The sequence below is a fragment of the Kitasatospora sp. NPDC059646 genome (assembly GCF_042734615.1).
Lineage (GTDB): Bacteria > Actinomycetota > Actinomycetes > Streptomycetales > Streptomycetaceae > Kitasatospora.
On the sequence record NZ_JBHWDS010000001.1, the window covers coordinates 1 to 22,200 of the forward strand.

The 22,200-nt window shown below is 74.0% G+C and carries 21 protein-coding genes and 1 pseudogene; 12 read left to right on the plus strand and 10 right to left on the minus strand.

From position 1 onward, the window contains the following. Window positions 1–143: 143 nt before the first annotated feature. Complete coding sequence (locus ACFV1L_RS00005; protein ID WP_380361401.1) at window positions 144–431, minus strand: hypothetical protein; 288 nt, start codon at window positions 429–431, stop codon at window positions 144–146. A gap of 185 nt (window positions 432–616) precedes the next feature. Beyond that, entirely contained in the window at window positions 617–1,447 is an 831-nt protein-coding gene (locus tag ACFV1L_RS00010; protein ID WP_380361403.1) for a pentapeptide repeat-containing protein, read from the minus strand. A 321-nt stretch (window positions 1,448–1,768) separates the two neighbouring features. Between ACFV1L_RS00010 and ACFV1L_RS00015 the strand changes: the two genes are divergently transcribed. Together ACFV1L_RS00015 and ACFV1L_RS00020 are read left to right on the plus strand one after the other, a co-directional pair. Beyond that, window positions 1,769–2,191, plus strand: coding sequence for an avidin/streptavidin family protein (locus tag ACFV1L_RS00015; RefSeq protein ID WP_380361405.1), 423 nt, complete (start codon window positions 1,769–1,771; stop codon window positions 2,189–2,191). A gap of 261 nt (window positions 2,192–2,452) precedes the next feature. Further along, the gene (locus ACFV1L_RS00020; protein WP_380361407.1) at window positions 2,453–4,141 is read left to right on the plus strand and encodes a SpoIIE family protein phosphatase; all 1,689 of its coding nucleotides are present in this window, start codon (window positions 2,453–2,455) and stop codon (window positions 4,139–4,141) included. 76 nt (window positions 4,142–4,217) lie between these two features. Here the strand turns inward: ACFV1L_RS00020 and ACFV1L_RS00025 are convergent, their stop codons facing one another. Continuing rightward, window positions 4,218–7,121, minus strand: coding sequence for a TIM-barrel domain-containing protein (locus ACFV1L_RS00025; RefSeq protein WP_380361409.1), 2,904 nt, complete (start codon window positions 7,119–7,121; stop codon window positions 4,218–4,220). Window positions 7,122–7,496: 375 nt separating this feature from the next. Between ACFV1L_RS00025 and ACFV1L_RS00030 the strand changes: the two are divergent. The 3 genes and pseudogenes from ACFV1L_RS00030 to ACFV1L_RS00040 form a co-directional block, all read left to right on the plus strand. Then, window positions 7,497–8,636, plus strand: a pseudogene (locus ACFV1L_RS00030) (glycosyltransferase family 4 protein); the annotation flags it as partial. A 335-nt stretch (window positions 8,637–8,971) separates the two neighbouring features. Next, window positions 8,972–10,174 carry a glycosyltransferase gene (locus ACFV1L_RS00035; protein ID WP_380361411.1) on the plus strand — a complete coding sequence of 401 codons (1,203 nt, stop codon included), beginning with the start codon at window positions 8,972–8,974 and terminating at the stop codon, window positions 10,172–10,174. A gap of 86 nt (window positions 10,175–10,260) precedes the next feature. After that, entirely contained in the window at window positions 10,261–11,151 is an 891-nt protein-coding gene (locus tag ACFV1L_RS00040; protein ID WP_380361413.1) for an SGNH/GDSL hydrolase family protein, read from the plus strand. 78 nt (window positions 11,152–11,229) lie between these two features. On the opposite strand, the gene ACFV1L_RS00045 is transcribed toward ACFV1L_RS00040, so the two are convergent. The 3 genes from ACFV1L_RS00045 to ACFV1L_RS00055 form a co-directional block, all read right to left on the minus strand. Further along, the gene (locus ACFV1L_RS00045) at window positions 11,230–11,544 is read right to left on the minus strand and encodes a hypothetical protein (protein WP_380361415.1); all 315 of its coding nucleotides are present in this window, start codon (window positions 11,542–11,544) and stop codon (window positions 11,230–11,232) included. Window positions 11,545–11,645: 101 nt separating this feature from the next. Then, window positions 11,646–11,963 carry a DUF6191 domain-containing protein gene (locus ACFV1L_RS00050; protein ID WP_380361417.1) on the minus strand — a complete coding sequence of 106 codons (318 nt, stop codon included), beginning with the start codon at window positions 11,961–11,963 and terminating at the stop codon, window positions 11,646–11,648. Between the two features lie 45 nt (window positions 11,964–12,008). After that, window positions 12,009–12,758: a DUF4241 domain-containing protein gene (locus tag ACFV1L_RS00055; RefSeq protein ID WP_380361419.1), complete on the minus strand. Its 750-nt coding sequence runs from the start codon at window positions 12,756–12,758 to the stop codon at window positions 12,009–12,011. Window positions 12,759–13,540: 782 nt separating this feature from the next. Here ACFV1L_RS00055 and ACFV1L_RS00060 point away from each other — a divergent pair. From ACFV1L_RS00060 to ACFV1L_RS00075, 4 genes are all read left to right on the plus strand, one after another. Next, entirely contained in the window at window positions 13,541–14,410 is an 870-nt protein-coding gene (locus ACFV1L_RS00060; RefSeq protein WP_380361421.1) for an NAD(P)-dependent oxidoreductase, read from the plus strand. Window positions 14,411–14,686: 276 nt separating this feature from the next. Next, window positions 14,687–15,823 carry an SPFH domain-containing protein gene (locus tag ACFV1L_RS00065; protein WP_380361423.1) on the plus strand — a complete coding sequence of 379 codons (1,137 nt, stop codon included), beginning with the start codon at window positions 14,687–14,689 and terminating at the stop codon, window positions 15,821–15,823. After that, window positions 15,820–16,719, plus strand: a complete 900-nt coding sequence (locus tag ACFV1L_RS00070) for a hypothetical protein (protein WP_380361425.1) — start codon at window positions 15,820–15,822, stop codon at window positions 16,717–16,719. Before ACFV1L_RS00065 ends, ACFV1L_RS00070 begins: the two co-directional genes overlap by 4 nt. Window positions 16,720–16,804: 85 nt before the next feature. Continuing rightward, entirely contained in the window at window positions 16,805–17,035 is a 231-nt protein-coding gene (locus ACFV1L_RS00075; protein WP_380361427.1) for a DUF6296 family protein, read from the plus strand. Between the two features lie 256 nt (window positions 17,036–17,291). On the opposite strand, the gene ACFV1L_RS00080 is transcribed toward ACFV1L_RS00075, so the two are convergent. Beyond that, entirely contained in the window at window positions 17,292–18,275 is a 984-nt protein-coding gene (locus ACFV1L_RS00080; protein WP_380361429.1) for an aldo/keto reductase, read from the minus strand. Between the two features lie 238 nt (window positions 18,276–18,513). Continuing rightward, window positions 18,514–19,089 (minus strand): TerD family protein, encoded by a 576-nt coding sequence (locus ACFV1L_RS00085; protein WP_035869061.1) that lies wholly within the window; start codon window positions 19,087–19,089, stop codon window positions 18,514–18,516. 401 nt (window positions 19,090–19,490) lie between these two features. Here ACFV1L_RS00085 and ACFV1L_RS00090 point away from each other — a divergent pair, with 401 nt between their 5' ends. Together ACFV1L_RS00090 and ACFV1L_RS00095 are read left to right on the plus strand one after the other, a co-directional pair. Beyond that, window positions 19,491–19,853: a UBP-type zinc finger domain-containing protein gene (locus ACFV1L_RS00090; RefSeq protein WP_380361432.1), complete on the plus strand. Its 363-nt coding sequence runs from the start codon at window positions 19,491–19,493 to the stop codon at window positions 19,851–19,853. 141 nt (window positions 19,854–19,994) lie between these two features. Continuing rightward, window positions 19,995–20,336, plus strand: coding sequence for a MazG-like family protein (locus ACFV1L_RS00095; protein WP_380361434.1), 342 nt, complete (start codon window positions 19,995–19,997; stop codon window positions 20,334–20,336). 97 nt (window positions 20,337–20,433) lie between these two features. On the opposite strand, the gene ACFV1L_RS00100 is transcribed toward ACFV1L_RS00095, so the two are convergent. After that, window positions 20,434–20,565 carry a DUF6126 family protein gene (locus ACFV1L_RS00100; RefSeq protein ID WP_244305529.1) on the minus strand — a complete coding sequence of 44 codons (132 nt, stop codon included), beginning with the start codon at window positions 20,563–20,565 and terminating at the stop codon, window positions 20,434–20,436. A gap of 132 nt (window positions 20,566–20,697) precedes the next feature. Between ACFV1L_RS00100 and ACFV1L_RS00105 the strand changes: the two genes are divergently transcribed. Continuing rightward, window positions 20,698–21,480, plus strand: a complete 783-nt coding sequence (locus ACFV1L_RS00105) for an SGNH/GDSL hydrolase family protein (protein ID WP_380361436.1) — start codon at window positions 20,698–20,700, stop codon at window positions 21,478–21,480. Between the two features lie 276 nt (window positions 21,481–21,756). Here the strand turns inward: ACFV1L_RS00105 and ACFV1L_RS00110 are convergent, their stop codons facing one another. Next, entirely contained in the window at window positions 21,757–22,167 is a 411-nt protein-coding gene (locus tag ACFV1L_RS00110) for an organic hydroperoxide resistance protein (RefSeq protein WP_380361438.1), read from the minus strand. Window positions 22,168–22,200 lie beyond the last annotated feature (33 nt).

Consider the following 22,200-nt stretch of genomic DNA (forward strand, 5'->3'; position numbering starts at 1 on the left):
GTGCCGCCCGTCCTGGCACGGGCGGCACCGAGGGCCTCCTACCTGTCGTTTCCACTGCTGTCCGGGTCGCCCGGCCTGACGACCGGTCAGCGCGTCGCCCGACGCGAAGTCAGTGCCCGTTCACTGCCGGGCCCGACGCCGGGTCAGCGCCCGGCCTGCGCCCCCTGGACGCCGGCGGCGCCGGACGTCCCGGGGGTGGTGGTCGGGCCGGCGGTGCTGCTCGTGCCGGTCGCGGTACCGGTCGTGGTGCAGGTCGCGGCGGGTGCAGGGGTGTCGTGGTGGCCGGCCAGCCAGAAGCCGAGCAGCAGGCCGGCGGCGCCAAGTGCCTTGTGGCGGTTGCGCTTCCACCATGAGGGTGTACCGGCGGCCATGAACCGTAGCTGGGTGAAGTCCGGGTGTTCGCGGGGCGGGGCGTCTTTGAACAGTCCCATCGCGGATGATCCTCCTCTCGCGTCGGGGAGGTCATGACCATACGCGCGGATCCCACGGGATGCAGGTGATTAATCCCGTTTCCGGGCTCCACACGCGCCCCTCGCGCCCCCTGTCGCCCACCGCGCCCGCCCGCGAGCACCGCGACCAGGGGCCCCACGTCCACCGGGCCCCACGACCGTCCGGGTCACCAGTGCGCGGGCCGGGCCAGTCCGGAGCCGATGCGGGTACCGGAGTCGCCCTTGGCCGCGTTGAGCTGGGACTGCGTCAGGAACAGCGCACCGGTCAGGTCCGCCCCGCGCAGGTCGGCGTCGCGGAGGTCCGCACCGATCAGGTCGGCGCTGCGCAGGTCCGCACCGGACAGGTCGGCCGCGATCAGGTACGCCCCGCGCAGGTTGGCTCCGCGCAGGTCGGCACCCTTCAGCCGGGCTCCGATCAGGTCCGCGCCGCGATGGTTGCGCTTCTTTCCAGGGATCGCGTTGCGGGTCAGCTCACTTGCGCGCAGCAGGAGTTCGCTGGTCTCGGCGCGGATCGCGGGAACATCGGCGGCGATCAGGGCGGCGGCGTCCCGCCGGGTCAGCTCGTCGATCGCGTCGCTCGCGCGGCGCAGCTCGGCGTGCACCGGCCGGGCCCGGGGCAGCTCCAGCGCCTCGGTCAGGTACCAGAGGAGTTCGTGGAGCTGCCGCATGACGGGGAAGGCCTCGAACATCTGCCGCGCGGTGTGGGCGTCCTCCCGCCAGCTGCGCCCGTCGAAGGTGTGCCGGGAGATCTTCTGGCCGGCGCCGAAGCAGTCGAAGACGGTGCAGCCCTGGTAGCCGCGGTCCCGCAGGGAGACGTGGATTCCGCAGCGGTAGTCGGCGTCGAGGTTGCGGCAGGGGGTGCCGGCGTTCTTGTTGGCAGCGAAGTCGGCGGACTTGGCGAAGGGCAGCGCGACGCAGCACAGCCCGAAGCAGGAGGAGCAGTCGGCGAGCAGGTCGAGGCGGCGGCCGGTCGGGGCGGGCGGCTGCTGGTCGGTCACGGTGCGGAGTCTCCTGCGGAGCGGGACGGGCGGTCGGTTCGGACACCATTCTCCCTCGCGGCGCGGGCAGGTCCGCAGGCGGGCCGGTCCCTTGGCCCGTCCCCTGGCCCGTCCGCGGGTCCACCCGCTGGTCCAGGCGCTGGTCCGCCCGCTGGTCCGCCCGTGAGCGGATCCGCAGGCAGGGCTGTCCGCAGCTCGGGTCATCCGTCGTGTCCCGTCCGCGCGTCGCCGCCGCCGGGACGGCCGGGGGCGGCACAGTGGGGGCTGGCGCGTCCGGGCGGGACGCGGTGACGGGCCGGCCGAGGCGGCGGGAGGATCAGCGTGGGCATCACCGGCGACTGGTACAGCGAACTGGGTTCGCACATGCGGTTGGTGGCAGGTCCGGACGGTTCGCTCACCGGGACGTACGTCTCGGCGACGGGCCGGGCGAGCGGCACGTACCCGCTGGTGGGACGGCTGGTCACACCGGCGCAGGCCGGCCACGGGACGGCCGTGGGCTGGACGGTGGCGTGGCACAACGAGCGCGGCGACGTCGGTTCGGTGACGTCGTGGAGCGGCCAGTACCAGCAGGACGGAGCGGAGTGGATCTCGGCCGCCTGGCTGCTGACGCGGTCCGCGGAGGCCCCGGACGCGTGGGAGTCGACGGCGGTCGGGCACGACCTGTTCACCCGCCAGGAGCCCGATCCGGCCCGTCTGGAAGACGTCCGACGGCTGGCCCGTCCGCTGCCGCATCCGGCGCCCTGAGCACGCGCCGCCCGGTTCGGCGCGGCGGACGGACGCCCTGTTCAGGGTCCGGCGGAGTCCGGGCAGCTGATCGGCAGAACCGCATGTCGGAGCACGGAAGCCGATGCGACGACCGGGTACCGTACCGTCCCCGGACGCGGATCGTCAGGCGGGCCAGGACCACCGTTGCGCCCTGCCGGGGCCGGCGGTCGGCACCGACGCACGAGCGGTGAGCGCACAGGCACCGGACGAACCGCCCGGACGGCGAGGGAGGAGCAACGGGTGCGGGCCGAATCGGCGGCGGGCGACGGCTCGACGGATCCGCTGCTCGCGGCTGCCGCCGCGGCCCTGGCCGTCGAACCGGGCGCGCTGGCCGGGTCCCTGCTGGAGCAGTTGCCCGTCGCGGTGGCGGTGCTCGACGGGGAATTGCACTGGCACTACCTCAATCCGGCGTTCCGTCAGCTCGCCGGCGCATCACCGCCGGAGGCGCTGGTGCCGTCCGCGGAGGGTGCGGCGCGGGCCCGACAGGTGCTGGCGGACGGACGGGCGCGGACCGGAACGTTCGCGGGCCGGCCCGCCGAGTTCCACCGGATTCGACTCGGCGGATCCGCACTCGGGCTGCTGCTGGTCCTGCCCGGCGGCGCGGACGTGCACCGGGCCGAACTGGAGCGCGCCAAGGGGCGGTCCGCGCTGCTGGACGAGGCCGTCGAACGGATCGGCAGCACGCTGGACCCGGACACCACCTGCGCGGAACTCGCCGCCTTCACCGTCCCCCGCACCGCCGACCTCGCCTTCGTGGACGTGCTGCCGCTCGACGCACCCGACCGGCCCGCGGCCGGCACCGCTCGCGGTGCGGACGAGAAGGGTGCGCCGGGTGCGCCACCGGAGCGGCTGCGACGGGAAGCGACGGCCGGACCGACGGGCCGCCACTGGCAGCCGGGCCGGGCGGTGCGGCACCGGCCCGGATCCGTCGCGGCCCGGGCGCTCGCCGAGGGACGGCCGATCGCCGCGAACCTGCTGTCCGACCAGGAGTTGGCGCGGCTCGCACCGGACGACACGGCCCTCGCCGCCTGCCGCGAGGCCGGCGTGGACTGCCTGCTGGCGGCGCCGCTGACGGCCCGGGGCCGCCGCCTCGGCGTGCTCAACCTGGCCCGGGTGCGCGGCAGTTCGCTGGGCTTCACACCGGACGACGTCGAGCTGCTGGCGGCCGTCGCGGGCCGGGCCGCGCTCGCCCTCGACCATGCCCGGCGCTACGCCCGTTCGCAGAACACGGCGTTGGAGCTCCAGCGGGCGCTGCTGGCCGAGCCGGGCAGCCCGCACCCGAATCTCGAACTCGCCTCCCGCTACCTGCCGTCGGGCACCGCGTCCGTGGTCGGCGGCGACTGGTTCGAGACGGTGCGGCTGCCGTTCGGGCGCACGCTGCTGGCGATGGGCGACGTGATGGGCCACGGCGTGGAGGCGGCCGTGGACATGAGCAACTACCGTTCGACGCTGCGGTACGTCGCGGCGATGGACCTGCCGCCGCACCGCATCCTGCGCCAGCTCGACGCGCTGATCGCCGACCGGGCCGACGCCCGCCCGGCGACCTGCGTGCTGGCGCTGGCCGATCCGGCCCGGGCCCGGTGGACGTTCGCCAGTGCCGGGCACCTGCCGCCGGCGCTGCTCACCGCCGAGGAGTCCGCGCTGGTGGACGTGCCGACCGGTCCGCCGCTGAGCACCGGCGTCGGCGGCTACGAGCAGACGACGGTCGAACTCCGGTCCGACCATGCCCTGTTGCTGTACACCGACGGTCTGGTGGAGCGCCGCGGCGAGGACATCGACGCCTCGCTCGCCCGGCTCTCCGAGCTGCGCCTGCCGGTCGACGGCCCGCTCGACGCGATGCTGGACCGCGCCCTCGACGCGCTGGCCCCGCACGCCGCCGAGGACGACATCGCCCTGCTCGCGGCCCGGGTCCGGCACCGCGAGCAGTGACAGGCCGTCGACCGGCCTTGCCGGGCGGGCCGCCCGCCCCGTTCCGGACAGCCGGGTCGGGGCGGGCGGCGTCCGGTCACGGAACGGCTGTTCCGGTGGCGGTGATCTCCGCGGCGCTGGTCCACGGACCGCGGTTCCCGGCCTCGCTCAGCGCCCGCAGGCGCAGGTAACGCCCGTTCTTCGGGGTGAAGCCGACGCGTTGTGCAGTGCCGGTGTCGGCGAACGTGCCGGTGGCGACGGGGCTCCCCCAGCTGGTGGTGCTGTCGGAGACGTAGATCTCGTAGTCGCCGATCCGCCCGTTGACGCCGCCGTCCTGGCGGGGCAGGTAGCCGAGGCTGTCGACGCTGTAGCGCGCGCCCAGGTCGATCTGGATCTCGTGCGGCAGCGGGGCGGCGGTGCCGGACCACTGGGTGTGCCAGATGGTGCCGCTGTTGCCGTCGATGGCGTTGGCCGCGGCGCCGTTCTCCCCGGCGGTCTCCTGGCTGTCCGCCGAGACGACCTTCCAGTTCGTCTGCGGGATGGGGCCGTTGGCGGTCACCGGCGTGCCGGAGGGCAGAGTGAGCCCGGTGGCGGTGACGGTGAAGGCGCCGGCGACGGCGTGGTGGCCGGCCTTGATCCAGAGGGTGCCGGAGCGGTCGGCGGCGTCGAAGTACCAGCCGGTGCTCGCGGCGTCGTACGCGGCCTTGCTGGTCAGCTGCGCCAGCGCCGTCGCCCCGACCGTGACGCTGCTCGGCGCGGCGGCCGCGTGCACCGTGAACTCGTAGTCGCGGGCGGCCGGTTGCCCGGCGTAGCTGCCGTTCGCGGCGGCCACGGCGAGCGTGACGTCGCCCGAGCCGCCGTTCGGCGCGGTGACGTCGACCCGCTGCCGGGAGGAGGCGCCGCTCCGGTAGGCGCGGGTGGTGCCGTCGTCCTCGTACAGGGTGAACGAGGAGTTCCCGCGCGGGTACACGTCGTAGGTGAGGGTGGAGACGGGCTTCTCGCCGGTGTAGTTCATCTGCGGCCACATCGGCACGGCAGCACCGGACTTGACGAACAGCGGCAGCGTGTCGAGCGGTGCGCTGTAGCCGTTCAGCCAGCCCGGGCCGGTGTACGCCTTCCCGGTCCAGTAGTCGGTCCAGGTGCCCGCAGGCAGGTAGATGCCGTCCCGGACGGAGGTGTCACTGACCACCGGAGCGACCAGGAACGCGTCGCCGGCCATGAACTGACCGCTCGTCAGGTTGCCGCGCGCCACCGGGTCGTCGGGGTACTCCAGCACCATCGCGCGGGTGGCGGGCACGCCCGTGTCGGTGGCGACCCGGCTCATGGTGTACATGTACGGCATCAGCCGCATCTTCAACTGCAGGTACTTGCGGTTGATCGACAGGTACGGGTCGGCGTACCGCCAGGGCTGCTTGTCGTTGTAGCCGGCGGCCGGGTTGGTCGCACCCCAGCCGGACATGGTCATGAACGCGGGGGTGAAGGCCTTCCACTGGAGGTCGCGGACGTAGGTCTTCGGGCTGCCGTCGTAGATGCCGTCGACGTCCCCCGACGCGTAGTTGAGGCCGGACAGGCCCGCGCCCGCGATGGACGGGACGTGCCAGCGCATCGCGTCCCAGGTGCCGTGCGTGTCGCCGGTCCACACGACGGCGTTCCGCTGGGTGCCGGCCCAGCCGTCGACGGTCCAGACGAAGCGGCGGCCGTCGGAGTTGTTCTCGATGCCCGCCACGGCCTGGTTGACGCCCGTGAACGCGGTCTTGTAGCCGCCACCGATCCACGCCACGTCGGTCTTGACGGCACGTGAGCCGGCGGTGCCCACCTCCCAGTCGATGTTGCTGAGGCCGGTGGAGGTCCACAGCCCGGTGTGGAAGCCGCGGTCGTTCAGGCCGGCGGCCGCCGTGGGCAGGTCCGTGTAGCCGCAGCCGTAGCCGTCGTTGGGCAGGAACCAGCCGGACGGCATGTCGGCGGCACGGGCGTCGGTGGCGTAGCCGACCACGTCCGGAGTGGTCTGGTGGCGCAGCCGGTTGTGGTCGCCGGTGTACGAGGGGTTGGAGGCGTTGAAGCAGTCGGCGTTGCCGAGTTCGAGCCCCCAGATCGGCGCGAGGAACGGCTTGCCGGTGACGTCGGTGTAGGCGTTCAGCACGTCCTTGAGCGTGTTCCCGGCGAAGTACCAGGCGTCGAACCGGCTCTCGTTGTGGGTGAGTTGGGTGGGCGCGCCGAAGTTGTAGCTGCCCGGGGCCCAGGTGTTGCGCATCACCCCGTAGCCGTTGGTGGACATGTAGAACGGGGCGGGGCTGGCGTTGCTGTTCTCGGTCCACTGGTTGGAGACGGCGACCGGCACGGTCTTGTCGCGCAGTGCCCATTCGCCGAGGTGCAGGCCGGTGCCGTAGAACTGCTCGTCCGCCGCCCGGCTGAGGTATTGGGTGGTCTGGCTGTTCGTCCAACTCGTGGGCTGGGACTCGGCCCAGAGCAGTGTGGCGTTGTCGGCGCGGTAGAGCGCGAAGGTCAGCGGGGCCTTGTTGATCCGCAGGGTGATCGCGGACGTGCCGATCCGCCAGTAGCTTCCGGCGTCGGCGAGGGTGGCGCCGACCGAGCCGAACGAGGTGGTGACGGCCAGGTCGCTGCCCGCCGGGTCGTTGGTGAACGCGCCGTTCGGCGACAGCCAGATCCGGAAGATGTCGGCGCGGGCCAGCTGGATCCGGGCGGCGGCACCGCCCGTGGTGGCGACGGTGAAGGTGTCGCCGGAGCGGGTGACGCGGGTGGCGTTGCCGGCGGTGGTGGCGCGAGCGGCACTGGCCGGTCCTGCGACGGCGAACAGACCGGCCAGCAGCAGCAGGACGACCGCGACGGCGGTGCGTCGCCGACCGGCGCGTCCCGGCGTGTTCGGAGTGCGCGGAGCATTCGGCGCCTGGGGCGCGTGCGGGGCATTCGGCGCGTGCGGTCGGCGGGGTGGCCGGTGCGGCCTTCCCAGCCTCGGCAGCGGGATCCGCAGGGCGGAGCGCATCGGGTTCCTCCTGAACGGGCGGGGGCGTACGGGGGACGAACGGTGCGAGTGCGGTGCGTCGCCGAGCGGCCCGGGCGGGCGGAGGTGGGGGTGCGCCAAGTCGCGTGCGGAGCCGTGCGGTTGGACGGTGGGCCGATCCGGCGAGTTGAGCGGTACACATCGCAGCAGCAACCCCGACGTGCCGTCAAGTGTTCGTTCAAGCCTGGTTACGCGCAGCTTTGCGCACAGTGCGCAGGCTGTTTGCGCGAATCCGCCCCGGGCGCGGCCTGCGGCCGACGACGGCGCCGACCGGGTGTGCGGAAATGGCGGCAGACGTTCGCCTGCGCGAAAGATCCCTTTGTCCGGCCGCATGCCCGGCTTGGCCACAACGTTGGCATGCGAGTCGCCATCGTCACCGAGTCCTTCCCGCCCGAGGTCAACGGCGTGGCCCACAGCGTGCTGCGGGCCGCCGAACACCTCGTCCGACGGGGTCACCAGCCGCTGGTGATCACGCCCGCGCCGGCGCGGGGCGCGCACTGCCCGCCGCAGTCCTTCGGCCCGGACCGGGAACCGCTGCCGGTGGTGCGCATTCCGTCCGTCCCGCTGCCCCGCTACCCGCAGGTGCGCATCGCGCTGCCCAGCCGCCGGCTGGCCGCCGCCCTGACCGCCCATCGGCCGGACGTGGTGCACCTCGCCAGTCCGTTCGTCCTCGGCGCCCGCGCCGCCCGCATCACCGAACGCCTCGACCTGCCGACGGTCGCCGTCTACCAGACCGACCTCGCCGGGTACGCGCAGGCGTACCGGATGGGCCGCGGGCTGGGCTCGGCACTCGCCTGGGCGCGGATCCGCTCCGCGCACCGCTCCGCCGCCCGCAACCTCGCCCCGTCCACCCCCGCCGCGCAGGACCTGACCGCCCACGGCGTCCGCCACGTCCGGATCTGGGCGCGGGGCGTGGACTCGGCGCGCTTCCACCCCGACCACCGCGACGAGGCGCTGCACCGCACCCTGGCCCCCGGCGGCGAGGTACTGGTCGGCTACGTCGGCCGGCTCGCCCCCGAGAAGCGGGTCGACCTGCTCGCCGAGGCCTCCCGGCTGCCCGGCGTACGGGTGGTGGTGATCGGCGACGGACCGAGCGGACCCGCGCTCAAGGCCGCGATGCCCGGCGCGGTCTTCCTCGGCCGCCGCACCGGCGCCGAACTCGCACGCTGCTTCGCCTCCTTGGACGTCTTCGTGCACACCGGCCCGCTGGAGACCTTCTGCCAGACCGTCCAGGAGGCGATGGCCAGCGGCGTCCCCGTGGTCGCCCCCGCCGTGGGCGGACCGCTCGACCTGGTCGGCCACCACCGCACCGGCCTGCTGGTCGCCCCCCGCGACGCCGGGGCGGTCGCCCGCGCCGTCGCCACCCTCACCGCAGACCCCGGACTCCGCACCCGCTACGGCGCGGCCGGCCGCGCGGACGTCACCGACCGCACCTGGGAGGCCGTCGGCGACCAGCTGATCCAGCACTACGAGGACGTCCTCGCCGAGCACCGCGCCCGCCCGGCGACGACCGGCCGGCCGGGGGACCGGAAACCGCTTTCCGTGGCCCACGTCGCCCGCGTCGCCTCCGGCACGCCCCACATCCCTGACATCGCCGAGCGCCCTCAAACCGACCAGAAAGCGCTTTCCCGCATCCTGGCGCCGACCGAGCCGCCCGTCACGGCGCCGCCGGTCCCGGCTCCCCGCCAGCCCCTGGCGGTGGCTCCGGCCCTTTCCCCGGCACCGGCGCCCGGCCCGGCCGCACCAGCGGTGGCCGCCGAGACGCCCTCCGGCCCCGACGCCCTCGTGGCGGGTGCGCGGCCCACCAGAGAGCTGGTCGAGGAGCAGCCCGCGTGAACGAGGCACTGCAGATCGTGCGGGTGGCGAACTTCGTCACCCCGGTGTCCGGCGGCTTGCGGACCGCGCTGCGGCACCTCGGCGCGGGGTATCTGGCGGCGGGCCACCGGCCCGTGCTGGTGGTCCCGGGGCCGCGGCGCAGCGACGAGTGGACCGAGCAGGGGCGGGTGATCACCCTGCCCGGTCCCCGGGTGCCGGGCAGCGGCGGCTACCGCGTCCTCCGGGACCGACGCGAACTCTCCTCCGTCCTGGCCGAGTTGGCCCCGGACCGGCTTGAGGTGTCGGACCGCACCACGCTCCGCTGGACCGGCGACTGGGCCAGGGCGAACGGGGTGCGGTCGATGATGGTCTCGCACGAGAGCGCCACGGGCGTCCTCGGCACCTGGGGCCTGCCCGGGCGTGCTGCCCGCCGGCTCGCCGACCGGCTCAACTCCGGTACCGCGCAGGCTTACGACACGGTGCTCTGCACCACCGCGTGGGCGGCCGAGGAGTTCGAGCGGCTCGGCGTCGGCAACCTCGCCCGGGCACCCCTGGGCGTCGATCTGACGACCATGCATCCCGACCGCCGCAGCCCGGAGTTGCGGAAGCGGCTGGCGGAGCCGCACCAGGTGCTGCTGGTGATGTGCTCGCGGCTGTCGGGCGAGAAGCGGCCGGAGCGGGCGCTCCTGGCACTGGCGGAGTTGCGGCGCCGGCATCGCGTCCCGGCGGTGCTCGCCGTCGCCGGCACGGGTCCGCTGCGCCGGCGGCTGGAACGGCAGGCGACCGAGTTGCGCCTGCCGGTCACCTTCCTCGGCCACCTGACCGAACGCGCCGAGGTGGCAGCCTTGTTGGCGACGGCGGACGCGGTGATCGCGCCGGGGCCGGTGGAGACCTTCGGCCTGGCCGCGCTGGAGACACTGGCCTGCGGCACTCCCGTCGCGGTGAGCCGGTCCTCCGCGCTGCCGCAGGTGGTCGGCGGCGCGGGCCTCGCGGCCCCCGACACCGGGGCCGGATTCGCCGACGCCGTAAGGGAGTTGCTGGACCGTCCGGAGGCGGAGCGCCGCGCCGCCGCCCGCTCCCGTGCCGAGGAGTTCGGCTGGGACGCCGCCACCGCCGCCTTCCTCGCCGCGCACCACGCATCCCCCGCCCACCCCGCGCACCCGACGCCCATCGACGGACCCGCTGCCGACCACGCGTCCGACCGCCACCGCACCGCCTAGCAGCGCGACCGGACCTCCCCGTCCGGCCCGCTCCTCCACTCCCCCACGCCCCACCCCAACTCCCCCAACCCCACCGGAGGGACGTGATGACGGTTCGGTTCGCGGCGCTCGGCGACTCCCTGACCGAGGGGGTCGGCGACCCGGTCACCGGCGGCTGGCGAGGCTGGGCGGCGCTGCTCGCGCCCAGCCTGTCGCCGGACCCCGTGGACTTCCGCAACCTCGCCCGCAGCGGCGCGCTCAGCCGCGACCTGCTGGTCTCCCAACTGCCCACCGCCCTCGCGCTGCGCCCGCAGTACGCGGCGGTGGTGGTCGGCGGCAACGACACCCTGCGCGCTTCGTTCGACCTGGAGCGCACGTCGCGTCAGGTCGCGGCGCTGCTCTCCTCGTTGACGGCGGCGGGCACCGTTCCCCTGACGGCGTGCCTGCCCGACCCCGGACGGCTGCTGCGGTTGCCGGCACCGCTCGCCCGTCCGTTGGCGCGCCGGATGCGCGGCATCAACGCGGTGGTCCACGCCCTGTCCGAGCACCACCACGCCGTCCACCTGCACCTGGCAGACCTGCCGTGGACCCGGCAGCGCGCCCTGCTGAGCGTGGACCGGCTCCATCCCAGCGCCGCGGGGCACCAGTTGATCGCGCGCGGCTTCCACGCGCTGCTCGCCGAGGCGGGCCATCCGGTCGGTCCCCCGCCGGTCGACCTGCCCGTCCGGGCGCCCGGCCCGGGAGCGAACCTGTGGTGGATGGCCACCCAGGGCACCCGCTGGGTGGCGGCCCGCTCCACCGATCTCCTCCCCGGCCTGCTCGCCCTCGCCACCATCGAGGCCCGCCACCTCCTGCGCGGCTCGTCACGCCGCCTCGACCACGCGGAGGCAGCCGCCACCGCCGCGATCATCTCGCGCCTCACCGCCCCGAGTTCGAAGCCTCCCCTGCCCGACCCGCTCGCCACTCCCCCGGCGGCCGACACCCGGCCAACCGGCTGAGACCGCGGTGGTCGGCAGCTCCGCGGCCCGGGGGATGCTCCGCGTGGCGCTCCGGGCCGGCTGCCGGTGGCGCGCCCGTCAGTGGGTCTGCTGGCGTTCGGTACCGGTGTCGAAGTAGGCGTCGAGGTAGGCGTCCGGCTCCATCGGACTGTCGCGCAGCAGCGAGAACACCTCACTCCCCGCGCCCGGAGCTCCGTGCGGGAGCAGGTGGTAGGACTGGGCGAACCCGAGGTACTCGACACCGGTGTCGGCCGCGTACGTCTCGGCCTCTGCCTCCGCCAGCGCGATCGCGTCCCCGGCCGACGGCGCCTGCCAGAGCGTGACCCGCTCCTCGTAGCTCCGCCCGCCGCCGGCCGTCCACTGGAACACGCACCGGACGCCGTACCGGTTCATGCCCCGTCCTCTCGCGTCGCGTTCACGGGAAGCCATTCTCTCCGCGACGCGAGCGCGCCCGAGTACCCGAGCGGCCGTGCGCCCGAGTGCCCGTGCGGCCGTCAGCCGGTCTTCGGGAGTCGGATCACGGCCGAACCGCGGGTCAGGTCGATGCGGCTTCGGTCGGGCGGGGCGCCGTCCTCGTCCTCGTCGCGCAGCATCAGCGCCGACTGCCGTTCCTTGAGCTCGTTCTGCTTGCCCGCCGAGAACTGGGCGTGCAGTTGCTCGAAGCCGGTCGCGGAGATCTGTCCCTGCCGGTTGCCCGGCCGCCAGGGCAGCAGGCCGGCGCGCCCGGCGCGCAACAGCACCTGGTCGACCACGGCGAGGGCGGTGAGCAGCAGCACCAGGCCCGGCAGCGTCATGAAGACGATGAACCCCATGCGGCCAGTATCGCTGCTCGCCCGGCCGTCGAACAGGGACTTGGGTCACCGGCGACCGGGGCCCTCGTCCAGCGGCTCCAGGCAGCCGGTCTCGTAGATCTCGGCCACGACGACGGCGGTGATGTCGCCCGCGCTGTCCCGCCCGACCCAGACGGGGTAGACGCCGTCGCCGCCGAGGGCGAAGGCGACCAGGTCGGCGCCGGTCGCCCCGTCGGCCACCTTGCGGTAGCCGCCGTCGAGGTTCTGGACGTCTCCGCCGGTGGTGGCGGCGTTCCGGAGGCGGTGGCCGAGTCCGGACCGCGCCGTGGCCTCGACGAAGCAGCCGGTGGCGGAGTCGACGTCGAAGCCGAAGCAGTGGCCGTCGCGCAGGAGCCGCACGTCCTGGCCCGGGGGGACGGCCATCGTCCAGGTGGCGGTGGGTCGTTCGCTGACCAGCAGGCGGACGGCGAACCGGCTGCGGGCGGTGAACTGCCGGCCGAACATCTCGTCGTGGTACTCGGCACCGGTTTCCTGCACCGGGTAGACGCCGGGCGGGAGTTCGACCTCCACCGGGTCGCCCTCCGTGCCGTGGGGCGGAAAGCTGGGGTCGCAGAGCGCCAACTTCCCTTCCGGCAGGGAGATTTCGGTGACCGTCCGGATCGGGTCGACGATGAGCGGCCCTGGCCGGTGCCGGTGCGTGAACCGGAAGCCGGGAGTGAACAGGTGCTCGATCGGGGGCGGGGCGAGCGGCCTCGGCGGGGGCGGCCGAACGGTTCGGCCGCCGTCGACGCCGAAGGCGGTTCCTCCGGCGGGCATTCCGCCACGGCAGCGATCTCCTCCCCGGCCCCGACCTGCGCCGCCGTCAACAGCGGTCTCCAGCTGCCGAATTGGGAATCGGGGAGCCAACGCTGATCGGTCGGCAGCTCGGCCGCCGTGTGCGTCGAACCGCCGAGCTTGCCGCGCGGGTGGACGGTCTGGCCGCCGCGCCCGTCCGGGTACAGGTCGACGGTGCGCCGCCACGCCTCGTCCGACCGGTCGGGCAGGGCCTCACTCCCGTAACGCCACTCGGTCAGGTGGCGGAGGAACAACCGCCCCTGCTCCAGGGCGCGCAGGTCGGCCTCCAGGACCCGGCGGCCCGTGGCGTCAAGCCGCTGGAACTCCATGTAGCCTGCGCCGCGGGCCACATGGAGGATCGCCGACGGCACCGACCGGCCTCCCGGCACGAACAGCACGGAGTAGGGCTCGCCCGCCGCGTCCCGTCGCGCGGCCTCCGCCCGGGAGATCGGGCGGACGGCCGTCCGGGTCGCGCCGTCCCACCCGTCGCCATAGACCGCTGCGACGACCGTCCCACCCTGCGGCGCCTCGCCCACCACTTCCCCCTCGTCGGCTGCTCGACGCCCACCCTAGGCCCGGCCCTGGACAACCGCCCCACCGATCGGCCACCGCGCCACCTCGCGACCTCGCGACCTCGCCGCCGCGCCGCCGCGCCACACCGCCACACCGCCACACCGCCACACCGCGGCGAACCGCCGTACGCGCGGATGGTCGTCGTAGCATCGCCCTCGGAGCAGGTTGGCACCCGCTGGGAGGCAGGGAGCATGGACGTCGGTTTCGTCGGTCTGGGCGCGATGGGCCGGGCGATGGCCCGTCGGCTGCTGGACGCCGGGCATTCGCTGCGGGTGTGGAACCGGTCACCGGAGCCGGTGGCCGAGTTGGTCGCGGACGGCGCGTCGGCGGCGGGAACGCTTGCGGAGGCGTTCGACGCGGAGGTGACGATCTCCATGCTGGCGGACGACCGGGTGGTCGAACGCCTGCTGCTGGACGAGGAGTTGCTGTCCGGGGCCCGGGCCGCCGTGCACGTCAACATGGCCACCGTCTCACCGGGGCTGGCCCGCCGCGCCGCCGAACTGCACGCCGCCCACGGCCTCGGCTACATCGCGGCACCGGTGCTGGGCCGGGCGGACGTCGCGGCGGCGGGCAACCTGAACATCCTGGCATCCGGCCCGGCGGCCGAACTCGACTGGGTAGCACCGCTGTTCGACGCGATGGGGCGACACACCTGGCACCTCGGCGAGGATCCCGCGGCGGCAAACGTCGCGAAGGTCAGTGCCAACTTCCTTCTGGTGTCGGCGATCGAGGCGTTCTCCGAGGCCGCCGTACTCGCCGAGGCGAGTGGACTCTCGCCCGCGGCCCTGCTCGACGTGCTCACCAACTCCCTCTTCCCCGGGCCCGTTTACGCGGGATACGGCGCGATGATCACCCAGCAGTCCTTCGAGCCGGCCGGATTCCGTCTCGCCCTCGGCCTGAAGGACGTCACCCTCGCCCTGGACACCGCAGCGGCCGCCAACGTCCCGCTTCCGCTCGCCTCGCTACTGCGGGACTCACTCCTCCAGGCCATCGCGCACGGCCACGGCGAGCAGGACCTCGCCGCCATCTCCACCACGTCCCGTACCCGCGCGGGCCTCTGACGCCTCGCCGCCCCGGACAGGCACCAGACAGCAAACGGGAGGCCGCAGCGCACGCGGGCACGCCTGGGCCGCGGCCACGGGCGACCAGCTCGGCGCGGCGGCGGCGCCCCGCTGCCGAGGACGCGCCCGACCCCCGTCCCGGCCCGACCCGGAGCACCCCGACCCCACCCGACGGGACCTGCCCGACCTGCCCCGACCCCGCTTTTCGTCGTATTGACGAAAAGCGGGGCTCCCCTTATCGTCATAGAGACGAAAAGAGAGGGGCCTGCGACTCCCATGGCCGACATCACCCGCCGCTTCGGCTTCCGCCACCTGCGTTCCGCCCCGACCAGCCACATCCGCCATCTGCGCGGCGGCCGGCTCGCCCACGAGGGCACCGGCCTGGCCTTCTGGTTCCGCCCGCTCACCGCCGCGATATCCGAAGTACCGGCCGACGACCGCGAGTTGGCGATGCTGTTCCACGCCCGGACGGCCGACTTCCAGGACCTCGCGGTGCAGGCCACGGTCACCTACCGGATCAGCGACCCGACGGTCGCCGCCACCCGGCTGGACTTCGGCATCGACCCCGACACCGGCGCATGGCGGACTGAGCCGCTGGCCCAGCTCGCCACCCTGCTCACCGAGACCGCCCAGCAGCACGCCCTCCAGCTGATCGCCCGAACTCCGCTGGCCGACACCCTGGTTGACGGCGTGACGGCGGTCCGCGAACGGATCGCCGAGGGCCTGGCCGCCGAACCCCGGCTCGGCGAGATCGGGCTGACGGTACTCGCGGTGCGCGTCACCGCCGTCCGGCCCGAGGCCGAACTGGAGCGGGCGCTGCGCACCCCGGCCCGGGAGCTGGTCCAGCAGGAGGCGGACCGGGCGACCTACGAGCGTCGCGCGGTCGCGGTCGAGCGGGAACGCGCCATTGCCGAGAACGAACTCGCCAGCCAGATCGAACTGGCGCGCCGCGAAGAGGAGTTGGTGGCGCAGCAGGGTGCGAACGCGCGCCGCGAGGCGGAGCAGAAGGCGGCTGCGGACGCGGTGCGCACCGACGCCGAGGCGATCCGCCGCACCCGTCTCGCCACGGCGGAGGCCGAGGCGGCCGGCACCATGGCCGCGCAACAGGCGGAGGCCGCGCGGGCGTTGGGCGAGGCGAAGGCCGCGGCCGAGGCGGCGTGGCTGACGGCGCACCAGCAGGTCGGACCGGAGATCCTGCAGGCACTGGCACTGATCCGGCTGGCCGAGCACCTGCCGCGGATCGACAGCATCACCCTCACGCCGGACGTGCTGACCGGCCTGCTCACCCGGCTCTCCGGCCCGGTCGGCCGGCCAAGCCCGGTCGGCCGGGCGGGCCAGGCGGGCACGGCAGGCACGGTCGGCCGGGCGGGCACCGCTGCGACGTCCGACGGCGGCGGACGGTCGGACCGGTGACGCTCGCCCCGCGCGTGGTGCTGGTCCACCGGCGGACCGAGTACGAGGAGTTGATCGCCCATCACGGGACGCGCGGACAGGCCGAGTTCTTCCTCGCCGGCCGGGGCCGTTCGCTCGCCGAGGCGGAGCAGCGGCACCACCGGGCGCGGACCGCACTGGCGGAGGTCTCGGCGGCGGTGCCGCTGGACTGGCGGCAGACCCGGGTGGAGCGGGCCGACCTGGACCGGTTCCTGTTCGGGCCGGAGGACCTGGTGGTGGTGGTCGGCCAGGACGGGCTGGTCGCCAACACGGCGAAGTACCTGGCCGGGCAGCCGGTGATCGGCATCGACGCGGAGCCGGGCCGCAACCCGGGCGTGCTGGTGCGGCACCGCTCCGACCAGGCCAAGCCGCTGCTGCGCGCGGCCGTTCTGCCGGGCGTGGAGCGGCGGCTGGAGCTGCGCACCATGGTGGAGGCGGTGGCGGACGACACCCAGCGACTGCTGGCGCTGAACGAGGTCTACCTCGGTCAGCCGGGCCACCAGACCGCCCGCTACCGGCTGGCGGCGCCCGGCGGCGGAGCGGAGTCGCAGGCGTCCTCGGGGGTGCTCGTGGGCACCGGCACCGGCGCGACCGGGTGGTGCCGCTCGGCGTGGCTGGAGCGCTCCAGCAGGTTGGCGCTGCCCGCACCGACGGCGCCGCACCTGTCGTGGTTCGTCCGCGAGGCGTGGCCGTCGCCGGTCACCGGCACCTCCCGAGTGGAGGGGCTGCTGACCGCCGAGGAGCGGCTGACGCTGACCGTCGAGTCCGAGCGCCTGGTGGCCTTCGGCGACGGCATCGAGTCCGACGCGCTGCACCTCACCTGGGGCCAGACCGTCCAGGTCGGTCCGGCGGCGCAGCGCCTCCACCTGCTGGTCTGACGGGTCCCGGCCGTCCCCGCCGTCCGGGAGCGACCGCTGCTCCGGCGCTGCCTACGATGGAACGAACGAGGGAAGAAGGCCTGCCATGGCTCGACGATTCGCTCTCACTTTTCCCGGGGAGCCCGGAGGCCACGCCACGCAGGACGTCGTGGTGGTCGAGGCGACCGGCACCCGCGGCCCCGGCGGACATCCCGTGTACGCGGACCCGTCCGGCATCGTGCAGGCCGAGATCAGCGAGGCCGGCGAGGTCCGGATGCTCGCCAGCGGCGGCCACCAGGACCCACGCACCCCCCTCCACGCCGAGCCGCTGCCCTGACGCACCTCGCCGAGCAGTGCGCGCCGCTGCCCGCGCGGCTGCGTGGCGGGTAGCCGGACGGAGCCTCCTCGGGTGCCCGTTCGGGTCCGCGTCAGGGCCGAAAGGGACGGCCGGGACAGCGAGGACAGAGCGGGAAAGCGCTTGCCGAGCACGGCCGGTAAGCGCTTTCCCAGCTCCCCGCTCCCCGTTCCTTATCCCCTGTTCCCCCGTGCCTGCGGATGTCGACTCCCGACACACGACACCCGCAGGGGCACCGTCACCAGCGCGCGTGCACCTGGGCCCGGAACCGGCGGTCGTACAGGTCGCGGACGGCCTGTAGGGTCTGCGGAGGCAGTTCCGGGAACGCGGTGGTCTCGGCGTTCGCCCGGGCCTGTTCGGGGCTGCGGGCACCGGGGATGACGGTGGTGACGCCGGGCTGCTGGATGATCCAGCGCAGCGCGGTCTGCGCGGAGCTGGCACCGGGCGGGGCAAGACGGGCGAACTCCTCGGCGGCCTCGACGCCGGTCGCGAAGTCGACCCCGGAGAAGGTCTCGCCCTGGTCGAACGCGGAGCCGTCCCGGTTGTAGGTGCGGTGATCGTCCGTGCCGAACAGGGTGTCCTTGGTGTACTTGCCGGACAGCAGGCCGGACGCCAGCGGCACCCGGGCGATGATGCCGACGCCGGCCTTCTCCGCGGCGGGAAGCACCTCGTCCAGGGGCTTCAACCGGAACGGGTTGAGGATGATCTGCACGCTGGCGACACCGGGCCGGGCGATCGCGGTCAGCGCCTCCGCGCAGGTCTCCACGCTGACGCCGTACGCCGCGGTGCGGCCCTCCTCGACCAGGGTGTCGAGCGCGTCGAACACCTCGTCGTTGGAGTACACCGCGCTGGGCGGGCAGTGCAGCTGTACCAGGTCGAGCCGGTCCACGCCCAGGTTGCGGCGCGAACGGTCGGTCCACTCGCGGAAGTTGGCGAGGGTGTAATTGGCCGGCAGCTGCGGCAGCCGGCGGCCGATCTTGGTGGCGACCATCAGTCCGTCGTTCTGGCGGGACTTCAGGAACCGGCCGATCAACTGCTCGCTGCGGCCGTCCCCGTAGACGTCGGCGGTGTCGAAGAACGTCACCCCGGCGTCGGCGGCGGCGTCCAGCACCGCCAGCGCGTCGTCCTCCAGCACCACGCCCCAGTCGGCGCCCAGCTGCCACGTCCCGAGACCCACCACCGACACCGGACGGCCCGTCCGGCCGAGTACACGCTGTTCCATGCGCCGAGCCTGCCACACCGGCCCGCGCCGCCCAACCCCCGACACTCCCGGACCGCACCGACCGAAAGGGCCGTCCCGGCGCCCAACGGCACCGGAACGGCCCGGTCGATCGCTCCGCCCGCCCGCCCGAAGGGCCGGACGCGCGACGCGCCACGTGCGACGCACAACGTGCGACCTCGAAGAACGAACACCCGTCACGGACACCCGTCACGCGTACGGGTCCGCAGCGCGGGTGGGCTCAGACGTTGACGCCGTAGTCCAGCGCGATGCCGCGCAGGCCGGAGGCGTAGCCCTGGCCGATGGCGCGGAACTTCCACTCGCTGCCGTAGCGGTAGAGCTCGCCGAACACCATCGCGGTCTCGGTGGACGCGTCCTCGCTCAGGTCGTAGCGGGCGACCTCGCCGCCGTCGGCCTGGTTGACGACCCGGATGAAGGCGTTGCGGACCTGGCCGAAGCTCTGCCGGCGCTGCTCGGCGTCGTAGATCGACACCGGGAACACGATCTTCGCGACCTGCGGCGGAACGGCCGTCAGGTCCACCTTGATCTGCTCGTCGTCACCGTCGCCGCCACCGGTGAGGTTGTCGCCGCTGTGCTCGACCGAGCCCTCGGGGCTGCGCAGGTTGTTGTAGAAGACGAAGTGCTGATCGCTGAGGACCCGGCCGGCCTCGTTGCACAGCAGCGCGCTGGCGTCGAGGTCGAAGTCGGCGCCCGTGGTGGCCCGGACGTCCCAGCCGAGGCCGACGATGACGGCGGTGAGCCCCGGGGCCTCCTTCGTCAGCGAGACGTTTCCGCCCTTGGCGAGCGAGACTCCCATGTTGCCCTCCTGTGGTATCCCCGTACCGGGCCCGGCAGTTCGGCCCGGCGGCCGGCACCCGATCGCTTCCGCGGGCCCGAACCCCGCAGTTGAATCTACAGCACTGTAGATCAGGACGGAATCCGCCTCCGCACGCACCGAGCACCGAGCACAGAGCAGCGAGCCCGCGTCCGCGTGGGGTTCGGCCCCACGAGTCCCGCGGAACCCCGGCGGCACTCGACGACGGCGCGTCAGATCTCGGCCCGCCCGCCCGTCCAGCCCGCTCACCCCGTCCACCCACCCGCCCGTCCGCCCACCCGCCCGTCCGCCCGTCCGCCGCGACGATCACTCCGCCGCGCCGGGGCCGCCTACCGGCTTCCGCCGCCGGCGTCGGCATACCCTTCCCCGTGGAGGTGCCTGCGATGAGTGACGACACGACGATCCCCGGTATCGACCCGACGGTGCCGCCCAGCGGCGACGGCTGTGTGGAGTGCCTGGCCGGTGAGGGCCAGGGCTGGTGGTTCCATCTGCGCAGGTGCGCGACGTGCGGACACATCGGGTGCTGCGACTCCTCGCCGTCCCAGCACGCGAGTGCGCACGCCCGCTCGGCGGGCCACCCGTTCCTGACCAGCTTCGAGCCCGGCGAGGACTGGTTCTGGAACATCGAGACCGAGCAGTTCTACGAGGGCCCGAAGCTGGCCGGCCCGTCGTCGCACCCGATCACCCAGCCCGTCCCGGGCCCGGCCGGCCGCGTCCCGATCGACTGGCAGCAGCGCCTGCGCTGAACCCGCCCGCGCTGCACCGTGTTCGACCGCTGCGCCGCGGCGACCGGGTCTGCGCCATCGCCCGCGCCGGGTACGGTCGTTGGAATTCCGGGAGGGCGCGACGGAACGCGCCCCCGGCGGCGGCGGCGAAAGGGCGGGGACGTGGAGGCGCAGCAGTGGGAGACGGTGCAGCGGCTGGCGGCGTGGCTGGCCGAGGGCAGCAGCCAACCGCCGGAGATGCAGCGGGTGTTGCAGTGCCTGAAGATCAGCGAGGAGGCCGGCGAGGTCGCCGAGGCGGTGATCGGCGCGATGGGTCAGAACCCGCGCAAGGGCTTCTCGCACACCTGGGACGACGTGGCGGGCGAGCTCTGTGACGTGGTGATCACCGCGATGGTCGCGCTGGTCCGGGTCCACCCGGATCCGGCGGCCGCGTTCGACGCGCACCTGGCCAAGGTCGCCGCCCGCGCACTGCCCGGTCCGCTCACCGACACCGCCTCGCCCTGACGCGGGGATCCGGCTCGCGACGACGCGCGCTCCGGCCCGGGCAGCAGCGGGAGCCGACGGCGAACAGCACTCAGCGGCGTCCGACGGCGGACGCCACTCAGCGGTGGCCGACGGCGAACAGCAGCAGGACGAAGCCGGCGAACACGTGGGTGCCCACGATGTAGATCAGCGCGCGGATCATCATCTGCTTGCGGCGGGACTTCTCCTCGCGCACGGCGTCGGTGGTCACGCCGGTCCTCCTGTCGTCCTGCCGTTCTGACCCCTGAAGGGTAGCGCCGCGCGGTCCCGTGGCGGAGATCACGGACCGCGGAGGGCCACCTACGGTGGCGTAGGTCACTTCACAAGGTGAACTATCTCCTCCATGGCCGACTACCAGGAGACCCTTGACCTCAGTTCGTACGCCGCCCTCGGTGACAGTTTCACCGAGGGCCTGAACGATCCCGGCCCCGACGGCCAGTTCGCCGGCTGGGCCGACCGCCTCGCCGGGATGCTGGCCGAGCGCCGACCGGGGGCCGACTTCCGGTACGCCAACCTGGCCGTGCGCGGCCGCCTGCTGGACCAGATCGTGGCCGAGCAGGTCCCGAAGGTCCGTCAACTCCAGCCGGACCTGGTGACGTTGTGCGCCGGCGGCAACGACATCCTCCGCCCGGGCAGCGACCCGGACGTGATCGCCGAGCACTTCGAGTCGGCCGTGCTCCAGCTGCGCGAGAGCGCCGGGAAGGTGCTGATCTGCACCGGCTTCGACACCCGGAACGTGCCGGTGCTGCGCCACCTGCGCGGCAAGGTCGCCACCTACAACTCGCACCTGTGGGCGATCGCCGACCGCAACGGTCTCGCGGTCGCGGACCTGTGGTCGCTGCGCGCCGTGCACGACCGCCGGGCCTGGTCCGACGACCGGCTGCACCTGTCGCCGGAGGGCCACCAGCGGGTGGCGCTGCTGGCGGCGCGCGCCCTCGGCCTGGCCGTGGACGGCGACCCGGAGGCCGCCTGGCCGCCGGCGCCGGTGACCACCGCGGCCGACCAGCGCCGCGAGAACCTGCAGTGGGCCCGCACCTACCTGCTGCCGTGGGTGGGCCGCCGCCTGCGCGGCGAGTCGTCGGGCGACCACATCGAGGCGAAGCGCCCGGAGCTGCTCCCGCTCTGACCGCACCGACGCTGCGCCCGCCCCCGCCGTCCGCTCCCGGAGCCGACCCGGGACTTCGGGCGCAGCAGGCCCGCCCCGGGCCACCCCGCACACAACAGGCCCGACCAAGCAGGCCCGACCAAGCAGGCCCGGGCCGGCAGGCCCCGCCGGCCAGTTCCGGCCCGGCCGGGGCCCTGCACGACCGAGCCACCCGACCGAGCCCGGACGTCACTGCGGGCCGCTCCGCCCCCACGCGGATGCGGCCCGCAGACCCCTGACGAGACCCCTGCCTCTGCCCTACTCGACGATCAGCTCGACCGGAATGTTCCCGCTGACGGCCTTGGAGTACGGGCAGACCTGGTGGGCCTGCTTGACCAGCAGCTCACCGGTCTCGCCGGCCAGCTCCTCGGGCAGTTCCACCCGCATGACGACGGAGAGGCCGAAGCCGCTGTCGTCCTTCCCGATGGTGACCTCGGCGGTCACCGAGACCTCGGAGACGTCGACCTTCGCCTGGCGGGCGACCACCCCGAGTGCGCCGGCGAAGCACGCCGAGTACCCGGCGGCGAACAGCTGCTCGGGGTTGGTGCCGTCGCCGTTGCCGCCGAGCGCGGGCGGCGGGGACAGCTTGAGGTCGAGGGTGCCGTCCGAGCTGACGGAGCGGCCCTCGCGGCCGTTGGAGGTGGCGACTGCGGTGTAGAGCGGTTCCATTCCGGGTTCTCCTGTCGTCCCAAAAAAGCGTGT

What these genes read in the sequence shown, in the direction of transcription:
- ACFV1L_RS00005 (WP_380361401.1), bottom strand. Translation starts at nt 431, where the DNA reads ATGGGACTGTTCAAAGACGCCCCGCCCCGCGAACACCCGGACTTCACC.
- ACFV1L_RS00025 (WP_380361409.1), bottom strand. Translation starts at nt 7,121, where the DNA reads ATGCGCTCCGCCCTGCGGATCCCGCTGCCGAGGCTGGGAAGGCCGCAC.
- ACFV1L_RS00040 (WP_380361413.1), top strand. Translation starts at nt 10,261, where the DNA reads ATGACGGTTCGGTTCGCGGCGCTCGGCGACTCCCTGACCGAGGGGGTC.
- ACFV1L_RS00045 (WP_380361415.1), bottom strand. Translation starts at nt 11,544, where the DNA reads ATGAACCGGTACGGCGTCCGGTGCGTGTTCCAGTGGACGGCCGGCGGC.
- ACFV1L_RS00050 (WP_380361417.1), bottom strand. Translation starts at nt 11,963, where the DNA reads ATGGGGTTCATCGTCTTCATGACGCTGCCGGGCCTGGTGCTGCTGCTC.
- ACFV1L_RS00055 (WP_380361419.1), bottom strand. Translation starts at nt 12,758, where the DNA reads ATGCCCGCCGGAGGAACCGCCTTCGGCGTCGACGGCGGCCGAACCGTT.
- ACFV1L_RS00060 (WP_380361421.1), top strand. Translation starts at nt 13,541, where the DNA reads ATGGACGTCGGTTTCGTCGGTCTGGGCGCGATGGGCCGGGCGATGGCC.
- ACFV1L_RS00065 (WP_380361423.1), top strand. Translation starts at nt 14,687, where the DNA reads ATGGCCGACATCACCCGCCGCTTCGGCTTCCGCCACCTGCGTTCCGCC.
- ACFV1L_RS00075 (WP_380361427.1), top strand. Translation starts at nt 16,805, where the DNA reads ATGGCTCGACGATTCGCTCTCACTTTTCCCGGGGAGCCCGGAGGCCAC.
- ACFV1L_RS00080 (WP_380361429.1), bottom strand. Translation starts at nt 18,275, where the DNA reads ATGGAACAGCGTGTACTCGGCCGGACGGGCCGTCCGGTGTCGGTGGTG.
- ACFV1L_RS00085 (WP_035869061.1), bottom strand. Translation starts at nt 19,089, where the DNA reads ATGGGAGTCTCGCTCGCCAAGGGCGGAAACGTCTCGCTGACGAAGGAG.
- ACFV1L_RS00090 (WP_380361432.1), top strand. Translation starts at nt 19,491, where the DNA reads ATGAGTGACGACACGACGATCCCCGGTATCGACCCGACGGTGCCGCCC.
- ACFV1L_RS00105 (WP_380361436.1), top strand. Translation starts at nt 20,698, where the DNA reads ATGGCCGACTACCAGGAGACCCTTGACCTCAGTTCGTACGCCGCCCTC.
- ACFV1L_RS00110 (WP_380361438.1), bottom strand. Translation starts at nt 22,167, where the DNA reads ATGGAACCGCTCTACACCGCAGTCGCCACCTCCAACGGCCGCGAGGGC.